Genomic DNA, 12,998 nt, shown 5'->3' with positions numbered 1-12,998 from the left:
TTTAGCCACAGATTATTTGGATTAAAAAGATTTATTTTAAGAGAAGTTAGACGCACTGCAGTATGTCTCTACAGAAAAAACTTAGAACCTTAGCATCTCAGAATCTTAGAACCTTTGAGAAAGACTTTGTACCTTTGCTACTCTGAACCTTTGCACCATTAAATAAAATGTCTAGAAAAATAAAACTAATCTGGGATTTCCGCGGACCAGCTTCTGCAAAAACAGCAGAGCATCACGAAATTCATTTGAAAGAATATATAGTAATTGAAAAGCTACCTTTAAATATTACAGGATTTAAAATCATAGACGAAATGTACGCCATAGCTTTCATGGTTGTAACCGATGAAAATATGATTCAGGTAAGAGATGCTTTGAAACCGCATCGTGGGGAATTGTATGAAGGATAAATAGTCACAGTTTTCGGTCACAGTTTACAGCCTCTTACTAACTGAGACTGTAAACCGAGACTGTAAACTTTTTAATTCGCTACCTCGCTAATAAACTTAATACGCATTAAACGAAGTTCATCAATATCATAGTCGCCATCAAATTCTTTTAAGGCATCTTCGATTTTATCAGATTCAGATTCCATGAAATAATCATGAATTTCTTCCTGCTGATCATCATCTAAAATATCATCTAACCAATATTTGATGTTTAATTTTGTTCCAGAATAAACAATTTGTTCCATTTCTTTGATTAATGCATCCATCGTAAGTCCTTTCGCGGAAGCGATATCATTTAATGAAAGCTTTCTATCAATATTTTGGATAATATATAATTTGTTGGCAGAATTTACTCCTGTAGATTTAACTACTAAATCGTCTGGACGAATAATATCGTTATCCTCAACATAACGGCTGATTAAAGCAACAAATTCACTTCCATATTTTTTAGCTTTTCCTTCACCAACGCCATGAATATTATATAATTCCTGAATTGTTATCGGATATTTTAAAGCCATATCTTCGATTGAAGGATCTTGAAAAACCACAAACGGAGGAACACCCAATTTTTTGGCTACTTTTTTACGAAGTTCACGAAGCATTCCCGTTAGAACTTCGTCTGCAGTTCCAGAAGACTTACCTCCTGTTACAATAGTTTCATCGTCGGCTTCGGTGTATTCATGATCCTCAGACATCATAAATGAAACTGGCTTTTTAATAAAATCTAAACCAGCTTTGGTAATTTTGATTACTCCATACGTTTCAATATCTTTAGACAAATAACCAGAAACCAAAACTTGTCTTAGCAATGCCATCCAGTATTTTTCGTCGTGGTCTGAACCCGAACCAAAATAAGGCTGTGTATCTGTTTTATGCGCTTTAATAACCGCATTAATACGCCCAATTAAAGTAAAGACAATTTCTTTTGACTTATAAATATGTTTGGTATCGCGAACAATTTCCAGCAATTTAACCACTTGTTCTTTGGCTTCAACTTTATGTTTTGGATTACGAACGTTATCATCCATATCGGCTCCTTCACCAGTTTCGCTGTCAAATTCTTCTCCGAAATAATGAAGAAGAAACTTTCTACGTGACATTGAGGTTTCGGCGTAAGCCACAACTTCCTGCAAAAGTGCAAAACCAATCTCTTGTTCGGCAACCGGTTTTCCAGACATAAATTTTTCCAGCTTTTCTACATCTTTATAAGAGTAGTACGCCAGACAATGCCCTTCTCCTCCATCACGTCCAGCACGCCCAGTTTCTTGATAGTAGCTTTCTAATGATTTTGGAATATCGTGGTGAATTACAAAACGAACGTCTGGTTTATCAATTCCCATTCCGAATGCGATTGTTGCCACAACGACATCGACATCTTCCATCAAGAACATATCTTGATGTTTCGCCCGCGTTTTTGCATCTAAACCTGCATGATAAGGAACAGCACTGATTCCGTTTACTTGTAAAACTTCGGCAATCGATTCTACTTTTTTACGGCTTAAGCAGTAAATAATTCCAGATTTGCCTTTATGCTGTTTGATAAATCGAATAATATCCGACTCGATGTTTTTTGTTTTTGTACGAACTTCATAGTACAAGTTCGGTCTATTAAACGATGCTTTAAAAGTATTTGCATCGGCCATATCAAGGTTTTTCAGAATATCTTCCTGAACCTTTGGTGTCGCAGTTGCGGTAAGACCAATAATTGGCACTTTCCCCAACTGCTTAATTATATTTCTAAGATTTCTATACTCTGGTCTAAAGTCATGTCCCCATTCTGAGATACAGTGCGCTTCATCGATTGCAACAAAAGAAATAGGCACACTTTGCAAAAAAGCCACATATTCTTCTTTTGTTAATGATTCGGGGGCGACATACAAAAGTTTGGTCAATCCAGAAGTAATATCTTTTTTGACTTGAGCAATTTCCGTTTTGGTTAGGGAGGAGTTTAATACATGTGCAATTCCATTTTCAGACGAAAGACTTCGAATTGCGTCAACCTGGTTTTTCATCAAAGCAATTAAAGGAGAAACAACAATAGCTGTTCCTTCTTGAATTAAAGCTGGCAGCTGATAACAAAGAGACTTCCCTCCGCCAGTCGGCATTATTACGAATGTATTCTTCTCGTCTAAAATACTCGTAATGACTTGCTCCTGCAAGCCTTTAAATTGGCTAAAGCCGAAATACTTCTTTAATTCTTTATGTATTTCAATTTCATTTGAATTCATTCTCTATATTAATGGTATTTTGTATAAATTTGCAACACATAAAGATACAACTTTCTTTTATACATACAAATTTTAAATATTCTGTTTTGATCACAAAAGAAAATATATTGGCGATCGCCAAGAAAACAATACTCTCTGAAAGTGAAGCAATTACAAAACTAATTGATTTTTTGGACGAAAATTTTTACGAAGCCGTCCAACGCATATACGAATCTAAAGGCCGTCTAATCGTTACAGGAATTGGAAAAAGCGCGATCATTGCTCAAAAAATGGTGGCTACTTTTAACTCAACTGGAACTCCTTCTATGTTTTTGCATGCAGCAGAAGCTATTCACGGTGATTTAGGAATGGTTCAAAATGATGATGTGATTATCTGCATTTCTAAAAGCGGAAATAGTCCAGAAATTAAAGTCCTTGTTCCTTTATTAAAAAGATTCGGAAATACTTTGATTGCCATTACAGGAAACACAACTTCATTTTTAGCAAAAGGCTCTGATCTAGTTTTAAATACAACTGTTGACACAGAAGCCTGCCCTATCAATTTAGCTCCTACAAATAGTACAACAGCACAGCTTGTAATGGGCGATGCATTGGCTGTTTGCTTAATGGAAATGCGTGATTTTAAACCCGAAGATTTTGCGGTTTATCATCCAGGAGGCGCTTTAGGAAAAAAATTACTGCTTCGTGTAAAAGACATGATCGAGCATTCATTAAAACCGGCTGTCACTCCAGAAACTTCTATCAAAAAAGCAATTTTTGAAATCTCTGAAAAAAGATTAGGAGTTACTGCAGTAATTGAAGACAATAAAATTGTTGGAATTATTACTGATGGAGACATCCGAAGAATGCTAAACGACGTAGATAGTATTGCGGACTTAACTGCAAAGGATATTATGTCTAAAAATCCAAAAGTAGTTTCGTCTGAAACTATGGCTGTCGATGCATTAAATATTTTAGAAGACTTTTCGATTACACAATTGATCGTTGCGGATAACGGAGAATATAAAGGAGTTTTACATTTACATGACATTTTAAAAGAAGGAATCGTATAATGGCAAAGAAAAATCTTGGCGAAATGTCATTTTTGGATCATCTTGAAGAACTAAGATGGTTATTGGTTAGAAGTACACTTGCAACAATTATCATGGCAATTGTTACTTATTTTATTAGTGATTATTTATTTGATCAAATTATTTTAGGTCCAATTAGACCAACATTCTTTACGTATGTTTGGTTTTGCGACTTATCTCATTCATTAGGATTTGCAGACAGCATCTGTATTACAGAACTGAACTTCATTATTCAAAATACTGAGATGGAAGGCCAGGTAAATATTTTTGTCTGGATGTGTCTTTTAGCAGGTTTCATCTTAAGTTTCCCTTATATTTTATGGGAAATCTGGAAGTTTATCAGCCCTGCACTTTATGAGAAAGAAAGAAAAAATGCGAAACTATTCATCTTCGTATCTTCCTTACTTTTCTTCTTAGGAGTATTGTTTGGATACTTTGTTGTAATTCCGATGTCGGTAAACTTCGTTGCCACATTCTCTATCAGTGATGTTGTAAAAAACCAGTTCACTCTAGAATCTTACATGGGAATGGTTAAAACAAGTATTCTTGGAAGTGCGATCTTTTTTGAACTTCCAATTGCTATTTATTTCTTAACAAAATTAGGATTAGTAACTCCTCAATTCTTAAGAAAATATTGGAAATATGCCGTCGTAATTATTTTAATTATTGCCGCAATCGTAACGCCACCAGATGTTGTGAGCCAAACTATTGTCGCAATTCCGATGCTGCTTATTTATGAGGTTAGTATTCTAATTTCGAAGATTGTTTATAAAAATAAATTAAAAGAAGAAAATGTCTGATATAGTTCAAGAATTTAACGACTATCGTTCTAAAATGAACGAAAAACTGCTTGCTGACAACAACAAAATTGTAAAGCGAATTTTTAACCTTGACACCAATGCGTATGCAGAAGGTGCGCTTGATGTAAAAACAAAAGAGCTTTTAGGTTTGGTAGCATCAGCAGTTTTAAGATGTGACGACTGTGTAAAATACCATTTAGAAACTAGCTATAAAGAAGGTGTTTCTAAAGAAGAAATGATGGAAGCAATGGGAATTGCCACTCTTGTTGGAGGAACAATTGTAGTTCCTCACTTAAGAAGAGCTTACGAATTCTGGGAAGCACTAGAAGAGCAAGGCAAATAATTAGAAAATGTGTCAATTTGATAATTAGATAATTTCTCTTGAAATGCGCTAATTATTTAATTTTGAAATACAAGTTCTAAATTTTGAAAACGCAATAATTTGTTAATTGATTCATTCTATTGAATATTTTACACTTATTTTGCTTTTCAAATCAAATTATAAAATTGATCATGATTTAGTTTTAAAAAAAATTATCTCATTTTCAAATTATCTAATTTTCACATTAAACAAATGAAGCTAAGAGCCGATAATTTAATCAAAACCTATAAAGGACGAAGCGTTGTAAAAGGAATTTCTGTTGAAGTAAATCAAGGAGAAATCGTAGGGCTTTTGGGGCCAAATGGAGCTGGAAAAACAACGTCTTTTTATATGATTGTTGGATTGGTAAAACCAAATCAAGGAAATATTTTTCTTGATGATTTAAATATTACTGATTATCCAATGTACAAACGTGCTCAACAGGGAATTGGTTATTTGGCACAAGAGGCTTCTGTTTTTAGAAAATTAAGCATTGAAGATAACATCTTGAGCGTTTTACAATTAACTAAACTTTCTAAAGAAGCTCAAATTGCTAAAATGGAAAGTCTTATTGAAGAATTCAGTTTAGAACATATTCGTACTAACCGAGGCGATTTACTTTCTGGAGGTGAGCGTCGTCGTACAGAAATTGCACGCGCATTGGCAACCGACCCTAAATTTATCTTATTGGATGAACCTTTTGCTGGAGTTGACCCTGTCGCGGTTGAAGATATTCAGCGAATTGTAGCGCAATTAAAAAATAAAAACATCGGAATCTTAATTACCGATCACAACGTTCAAGAAACTCTAGCAATTACCGACAAAACATACTTAATGTTTGAAGGAGGAATTCTTAAAGCTGGAATTCCAGAAGAATTAGTGGAAGACGAAATGGTTCGTCGTGTTTATCTTGGACAAAACTTCGAGCTACGTAAAAAGAAACTTGAATTTTAAGAAAGTTATATATGAATGGTAAAAAGTAAATTTCTTTTTACCATTTTTTTTAATCTAAGATTCTTAAAAAGTTGCAAATGAAATCAGAAAAACCAACTCAGCAAGATTACGACAACTGGCACAAAGACCCAAAAAATTGGTATTTCTTTAATAGCTTTTATTATAACCCAAAAGACAAAAGATTACTTCCTCCGAAAAAGATTCAATGGATGGGTTATACTATAAATTTTGCCAATCCATATTCTGTAATGCTTTTATTGCCTTTTGTAATAATTGTTATTTTGGTTTTGTGGAAATAGTTCTCGAAACTAAAACTAAGACTACTACTCAACTGTAATAAAATGCAATTGTTCTAAATCGCCATTGTAAATATTAACATCAACACGATGTTTAATTCCTGGTAAAGAAGCCTTTTCTGTAAACTGCCAAAACAGCCAATCATCTTCAATTTTTTCTCTGTAGAAGTTGTAATTGGCAATCCAGAACAAATAATCTCCAAATTCTTCTTTTAAAAAATCAGAATAATATCTTTCTCCTGAATAAATTATTGGGCGAACTTGATAGTGTTTTTCTACTTTAACGAGCCAACGCTTTAATCCTTTTTTCAAACTGTCTAAAGATTGATTTTTAGGCAATTTTTCGATATCCAAAACAGGCGGAAGATCTCCCTTCTGCAATTTTACTGTTTTGATAAAAAGATCAGCTTGCTCTATTGAATTTTCGTTAGGACGATAATAGTGGTAAGCACCACGCATTATTTTATTCTCTTTTGCACCTTCCCAATTTTTTTTAAATTGCCTGTCTACACGATCATTTCCTGCCGTTGCACGAATAAAAACAAATTGAACGGGATATTTTTCGTCTAAAATTTCAACTTCTTCCCAATCTACTTTTCCTTGAAATTCAGAAACATCAATTCCAATCACTTTTCCTTTATGATTTTCTAAAACTCGAATATTTCGTACATCAGAAAGATGTTTGTCAACCTCATCTTCATCTAAAACTTTTTCTGTTTTAAAACCTAAGTAATAAGCAAGTCCTTTGCGATAATGATAAATTACTGCAATAAATAAAAGTCCGAAAAAAATCAGTAAAAGTCCTCGAAAAAGTCTACTCAGAAAAGATCTTCCTGCTGGTTTTCTTGAATATGTTTTACGATAAGTCGTTTTTCTTGCCAAAACAGAATTACTTTTTCAAAAAAAGATTATTAATGATCGACAGCAATACATAAAAAGCAATAATTAATGGAATTGCCATATACTGAAGAAAAACAATCATTAATACAGAAATAATCAAAAATACAATTTGAAGTGCATTTTCTTTTACACTGAATTTTTTAATTTTTAAAGCAAACAACGGAATTTCAGCATTTAAAATATATGCACTGCATAATGTTATTACTAATAAAACCCATTGATTGGTTAAAATTTCTAAAACCATCAGAGAATCTGAAAACGAAATAACCAAAGGAAGACTTAAAATAAACAAAGCGTTCGCAGGTGTTGGCAGTCCGATGAAAGAATCAGTCTGACGCGTATCGATATTAAAATTAGCCAAACGGTAGCAAGATCCTAAAGTGATAATGAATCCTAAAAACGGAATTGCTGGATGTGTTCCAAATTCATGAGCACTATTAGTAAACATGCTATACATAACATATCCTGGCGTTACACCACTCGTAACCATATCTGCAAGAGAATCTAACTGCAAGCCAAGCGGACTTGACACTTTAAATAATCTAGCAAAAAAGCCATCGAAGAAATCAAAAAAGATTCCCAAACAAACCATATAAAAAGCCATTAAATAATTATTCTGAGAAACATAAACTATTGCGACACAGCCGCAGAAAAGATTTATTAATGTAATTAGATTTGGAATATGCTTTTTAATGTTCATAGCTTTAATTTTTGATAATGGCAGAGAACAAATTTAGTATAATAACTCGATGAAAAACGAGTTTTTTTGAGAGTTTTTTATTTCTAAGTGCGACTTTGGGAATATTTAAGTAAAGGAACTTATTAGATGAGTAAAATATTATATTTTTGATGAAAATTTAAAACAGGCCTCGATCTGCAAAAACATATCAGTTGAAGAAATATTTAGTGTTTTTATTATTTTGGAGTTGTACTTTTCAATATGCACAAAGCGTTCGAAAATATTCGAATGAATTTATGAATATTGGGGTTGATGCTGCTGCTCTTGGAATGGCAAGTGCCGTAACTGCTTCTTCAAATGATGTAAATGCAGTTTACTGGAATCCGGCAGGTTTAACACATCTAGAAGATCATCAGATTGCTTTAATGCATGCCAGTTATTTTGCCAATATTGCACAGTACGATTATATAGGTTATGCAAGTCCGATTGATGATAGAAGTGCGTGGGGAATTTCGATGATTCGTTTTGGAGTAGACGACATCATGGACACGACGCAATTAATCGATAACCAAGGAAATATTGATTACAATAGAATCAGCCTCTTCTCTACTGCAGATTATGGTTTTACTTTTTCTTATGCGCGTAAACTGCCTGTTGACGGATTTCAATATGGAGTAAATGCTAAAGTAATTCGAAGAGTAATTGGAAAATTTGCCAATTCGTGGGGTTTTGGATTTGATATCGGACTTCAGTTTGAAAGAAATGATTGGAAGTTTGGCTTAATGCTTCGCGACATCACTACAACTTATAACGTCTGGAATATTGATGAAGAAGAGTACCAAAAAATTGCAAATGCAATTCCAGGAGAAAACAATACTTTACCAGAAAGTACAGAAATTACATTACCAAAAGCACAATTAGGCGTTTCAAAACGATTTGATTTTCATAATGAATGTAGTTTGGTAACTTCTGCTAATTTAAATATGAGATTCGAACAAACCAATGATATCATCTCCTCAAAAGCTGTAAGTATAGACCCAGCTCTAGGGTTTGAATTTGGCTATACCGATTTGGTTTTTGTAAGAGCTGGTGCAGGAAACTTTCAAAATGTAATGCAGTTGGACAATACCGAAAAAATAAATTTTCAGCCTAATATTGGCGTAGGATTTAGATATAAAGGCATACAAATTGATTATGCACTGACCGATTTAGGAAACCAAAGCACTGCGTTGTATTCTAATATTTTTTCGTTGAAAGTAGATTTGGGTATCTTTAGGTAATGATTAGAAACCCTCATAACAATTAAAATTTTAAAATCATGAAAACTGTCATGTTCAAAAAAGCATTTTTTATTTTATTCTTCTTATCCAGTTTTATTGGCTTTAGCCAAAGTTTAGCTTTATCGAAGGACGCAAAAATAAGCATTTTGACTTGCGGTCTTGGAAATGAAACGTATTCCTACTTTGGACATACCGGAATTAGAGTTTTAGATCCTGTAAACAATTTTGACGTTGTTTACAATTACGGAACTTTTGATTTTAGAACCCCAAATTTTGTTTTGAAGTTTGCTAAAGGAGATTTGCAATATTTTGCGACTGTGCATTCATTTGCTGATTTTTTTAATGAATACACTTACGAAAAAAGAAGTATTTATGAACAGGAGCTACTGATTTCTCAAGATTTAAAACAAAAGCTATTTAACCAATTAAATGCTGTTTTAGATTCCGAAGAGCGTTATTATACTTATAAATTTATCGATAAAAACTGCACTTCGATGGTTGTTGATGTAGTGAATAAAACTTTAGGCGGAAATGTAATTGTAAAAAAAGAAGACACAGACAAAACCTATCGTTCTATCTTATTTCCATACTTTGATGGTCATTTTTACGATCAGTTAGGCACCAGTATTATTTTTGGAACTAAAGTAGATCAAATGGGGTCTCGAATTTTTCTTCCTTTTGAATTAAAAAACAGTTTGGACAAAACTACTTTCCAAAACAGACCTTTATCCGCTAAAAGCAAAACACTATTAGAGTTTACAAAAGAAACCCCTAAATCTTGGTGGAATAACATTTACACGTATCTTTTTATTTTGCTTTTTGTAATTTTTGCCAAAAACAAAACAGTCGATAAAATCTATTTTGTGATTCTATCTTTAATTGGAATATTCTTCGTTATTATGGGATTTTATTCGTTTCACCAAGAACTGGCGATGAATTATAACGTACTGCTTTTTAGTCCGCTTTTATTGATTTTAGTTTTGTTTTCAATTTTCAAAAACAAACTGTGGACTTATAGATTTTCGTTGATCAACTTTGTAATGCTTGTGATTTACTTTTTGTTTTTAATCAACAAGGCACATTTCTTTATCACTTTACCATTAATCATTACAAGCGGAGTGGCTTTAGTGCGAACAGCAATTCGCAACAAAAAACCAATTCCGATTATAATCTAAAGTTTACTGACCTCTGTAAAATAAAACTGTGGTAATGGTTTTAAAAGTAATACTCAGATCTAGAAATATACTTCTGTGCTTGATATAATATAAATCATATTGAAGTTTAATCAAACTTTCGTCGATTGATTCTCCGTACGAATAATTAACCTGCGCCCAACCTGTAAGCCCTGGCTTAATTACATGGCGGGTTTCATAAAAAGGCATTACCGCAGCAATTTCTTCAACAAAAAATGGTCGTTCAGGTCTTGGTCCAATTACGCCCATATCTCCTTTTAAAACATTAATAAACTGAGGAAATTCGTCAATTCTAGACTTTCGCATAAATTTACCAAACGGAGTAACTCTTTTATCATTATGAACGGCAAAAACGGCTCCATTTGTCTCTGAGTTTTCAGTCATTGTTCTAAACTTATAGATCTTAAAAACAGCTCCATTTTTCCCTACTCGTTCCTGAGTGTAGAAAAGACTCCCTTTATTTGCAAAAAAATTACAAACAAAAATTATCGGAATAAAAACTAAACTGATTAAAAGCCCTATAACAGAAAACATAAGTTCTATAAGACGCACGAAAAACAAATAAAGTTTATTGCTATTGCTTCTGCTAAAAGGAAAAAATCTATAGAAATCTCTTTCTATATGGTGAACTGGAATTCGTTGTGTTTTGCTTTCGTAAACTTGAGTATACTCGCGTATACTATTTCCAGATTCTAAAAGATGAAGCAACTGCTGATATAAGTCGGGTGTAATACCATCTGTTTTCTGAGAAGCAATTACAATCTCTGAAACATTATGCGTATACACGAAACGTTCTAAAGCTTCCTTTTTTATTTCACTTACATAATGAAAATCTAAATTTTCATCTGTAATAGAATCAGAGTTAACAAATCCAATAATTTTATAATGTGGATCTACATTCTCCAATCCTAAAACCAATTCTTCAACTTCTCTCTGATCGCAAATCAAGACAACATTTTGAGAAAATCGATGAGATGCTAGGAAATAACAATAAAATAAACGCCATAAAAGCAATGTAATTAATATTGTAAAATAAAATATTGCAATTACCAATCGTTGTTTGGGCAATACAGGAGAAAGAACTGGTGTAAATAAATAAGCCAAAACAGTGGCAGTAGCAGTAAAAATGACATTTTGCAAAATCTGAAGATGATTGCTTGCTACCTGCAAATTATAGATTTCGAAAATTACACCAAAAACATAAAGATAGCTAACGAATAAAAGTATACTGTACGAGCTATTTAAATCGAAGGTGAAATAATGATAATCAAATATCGCGCTTAACAGATATAAAGCAAATAAAATAAAAACAGCATCAAAAGCAAGGAGTAATATCTTCCTCTCCGAAATTTCGAAATGCATTCTAGACTTTGACAACATTATTTTTCAGTTTGTTAGGGGCTTAAACTTGAGGCAAATGTATTATAAAAAAAGAATTTAGCTAGAAGTGCTTTCTGTTTTTTCAGGAATTTTTATTTGAACAGAAAGAAGACACAATGCATATACGAAAGCAGGAGCGGCTGTCCTCATTGCTGCATGGTTTATTGTGAGCAACCAAAAAAGAAAAAAAGAGAAAAAATACAAATGTTGTATATTATTAATATAACCAACAATTGGAGTAGCAAATAATATCAAAAAAGCCAAAATACCAAAGACACCATGTTCTGCAAGTAATCTAGTTATTTCGTTATGCGATGCAACTTCTCCCCCTAACTCTTGTGCTCTTTTATATTTACTAAGCCCAGCACCCACACCCAAAAAAGCATTATCTATAAAAAGCTTAATTTCTGCATCCATAATTTGTTCTCTACCGCCTAAACGATCAGTTTTTTCGCGTCCTCTAGCATCTTTATTAGCATAGCGTTTCTCTATAAGCCCTTTTGTTTGAAAAGAACTATAGGTCCAAATACTTACACTTAAGAGTCCTGTCAAAACAAAAACCAATTTTAATTTGATTTTTCCTCTAGTATTGGAAAAAAAATAGAACAAAAATAAAAGACAAACAATCATTACAACTCCTGTTATAATACCACCTCTTGAAAAAGTAACAATCCCTCTAAAACTAATAAACGCGAACAATACAACATTAATAAATGATTCTAATTTAGATTTTGAAAATAAAATTAACCGTGTAAAGAATATGAACATTCCCAGTCCTAATATCGTCGAAACCTGATTAGGACCAAAGCCACCAGATGTTTCAAAATTAGATTGTGTACCTGTTACAACATCTCTAATGTTTGGCGTATACAAAAATAAATATACTGTTGTAGATATTATTGGAAATCCCATTACCATTAAGATATTTTCTAGCTTATGAAATCCAATCTTTCTTTTGTACATGTAGATCGAACAAATAGCTAAGCAAAATGGTCCTGACAAATTAAAAAATAAAACTTTTTTTATATCAATACTATTTCCCGCTTCTAAAACGGTAACAAAAACAGCCGGAATTAAGAGTAATATAAACACTAAATATATTAATGCAATTCTAGAAAAATTACTATAAATCATTCCATAAATCATAAAAAACATTACCGAAAACTTTACATATTCATTGTTCAAATTCCCTCCTGTCATTCGTAACAAAACTTCTGCCCCTACTAAATACGCACTTACAAAAAGCACCTCATTATTTTTATTTTTGCTTCGATAAACAATTATAAATCCTATAATAAAAATTAGTATAGCATAAATTTTGGATAAAAAAGGAATAAAATAAATGATCAATGCAATAAATGCATGAAAAATTATCATTGCTAAATAACTGACTTTTGTACTCTTCATCCTA

The 12,998-nt window shown here is 32.6% G+C and carries 13 protein-coding genes; 8 read left to right on the top strand and 5 right to left on the bottom strand.

The window, feature by feature from the left end; all coding sequences use genetic code 11:
* The first annotated feature begins 167 nt into the window (after positions 1-167).
* Positions 168-407: a hypothetical protein gene (locus LPB248_RS14815; RefSeq protein WP_177212111.1), complete on the top strand. Its 240-nt coding sequence runs from the start codon at positions 168-170 to the stop codon at positions 405-407.
* Positions 408-478: 71 nt separating this feature from the next.
* Here LPB248_RS14815 and recQ read toward each other — a convergent pair whose 3' ends face one another.
* Complete coding sequence (gene recQ, locus LPB248_RS14810; RefSeq protein ID WP_177212110.1) at positions 479-2,674, bottom strand: DNA helicase RecQ; 2,196 nt, start codon at positions 2,672-2,674, stop codon at positions 479-481.
* A gap of 86 nt (positions 2,675-2,760) precedes the next feature.
* On the opposite strand from recQ, the gene LPB248_RS14805 reads away from it, so the two are divergent.
* From LPB248_RS14805 to LPB248_RS14785, 5 genes are all read left to right on the top strand, one after another.
* Positions 2,761-3,726: an SIS domain-containing protein gene (locus LPB248_RS14805; protein ID WP_177212109.1), complete on the top strand. Its 966-nt coding sequence runs from the start codon at positions 2,761-2,763 to the stop codon at positions 3,724-3,726.
* A complete protein-coding gene (gene tatC / locus LPB248_RS14800) occupies positions 3,726-4,544 on the top strand; it encodes a twin-arginine translocase subunit TatC (protein ID WP_177212108.1) in 819 nt (272 codons plus the stop codon). Before LPB248_RS14805 ends, tatC begins: the two co-directional genes overlap by 1 nt.
* Positions 4,537-4,887: a carboxymuconolactone decarboxylase family protein gene (locus tag LPB248_RS14795; protein ID WP_111379891.1), complete on the top strand. Its 351-nt coding sequence runs from the start codon at positions 4,537-4,539 to the stop codon at positions 4,885-4,887. The genes tatC and LPB248_RS14795 overlap by 8 nt, the downstream gene beginning before the upstream one ends.
* 231 nt (positions 4,888-5,118) lie before the next feature.
* A complete protein-coding gene (gene lptB, locus LPB248_RS14790) occupies positions 5,119-5,859 on the top strand; it encodes an LPS export ABC transporter ATP-binding protein (RefSeq protein ID WP_177212107.1) in 741 nt (246 codons plus the stop codon).
* 77 nt (positions 5,860-5,936) lie between these two features.
* A complete protein-coding gene (locus LPB248_RS14785) occupies positions 5,937-6,158 on the top strand; it encodes a DUF5808 domain-containing protein (protein WP_177212106.1) in 222 nt (73 codons plus the stop codon).
* A 24-nt stretch (positions 6,159-6,182) separates the two neighbouring features.
* Here LPB248_RS14785 and LPB248_RS14780 read toward each other — a convergent pair whose 3' ends face one another.
* Both LPB248_RS14780 and LPB248_RS14775 read right to left on the bottom strand, forming a co-directional pair.
* Positions 6,183-7,037: a glycoside hydrolase family 25 protein gene (locus LPB248_RS14780; RefSeq protein WP_177212105.1), complete on the bottom strand. Its 855-nt coding sequence runs from the start codon at positions 7,035-7,037 to the stop codon at positions 6,183-6,185.
* 7 nt (positions 7,038-7,044) lie between these two features.
* Positions 7,045-7,755, bottom strand: a complete 711-nt coding sequence (locus LPB248_RS14775) for a CDP-alcohol phosphatidyltransferase family protein (RefSeq protein WP_177212104.1) — start codon at positions 7,753-7,755, stop codon at positions 7,045-7,047.
* A gap of 275 nt (positions 7,756-8,030) precedes the next feature.
* Between LPB248_RS14775 and LPB248_RS14770 the strand changes: the two genes are divergently transcribed.
* Positions 8,031-9,014 (top strand): PorV/PorQ family protein, encoded by a 984-nt coding sequence (locus LPB248_RS14770; protein WP_177212553.1) that lies wholly within the window; start codon positions 8,031-8,033, stop codon positions 9,012-9,014.
* Between the two features lie 38 nt (positions 9,015-9,052).
* Positions 9,053-10,189, top strand: a complete 1,137-nt coding sequence (locus tag LPB248_RS14765) for a DUF4105 domain-containing protein (protein WP_177212103.1) — start codon at positions 9,053-9,055, stop codon at positions 10,187-10,189.
* A gap of 3 nt (positions 10,190-10,192) precedes the next feature.
* Here LPB248_RS14765 and LPB248_RS14760 read toward each other — a convergent pair whose 3' ends face one another.
* Both LPB248_RS14760 and LPB248_RS14755 read right to left on the bottom strand, forming a co-directional pair.
* Entirely contained in the window at positions 10,193-11,587 is a 1,395-nt protein-coding gene (locus LPB248_RS14760) for a sugar transferase (RefSeq protein ID WP_177212102.1), read from the bottom strand.
* A 57-nt stretch (positions 11,588-11,644) separates the two neighbouring features.
* Entirely contained in the window at positions 11,645-12,994 is a 1,350-nt protein-coding gene (locus LPB248_RS14755; RefSeq protein WP_177212101.1) for an O-antigen ligase family protein, read from the bottom strand.
* Positions 12,995-12,998 lie beyond the last annotated feature (4 nt).

This window comes from Flavobacterium sp. LPB0248 (genome assembly GCF_013388355.1).
Lineage (GTDB): Bacteria > Bacteroidota > Bacteroidia > Flavobacteriales > Flavobacteriaceae > Flavobacterium.
Note: the sequence above shows the minus strand (reverse complement) of the source record. Positions and strands in the feature narration are given on the sequence as shown.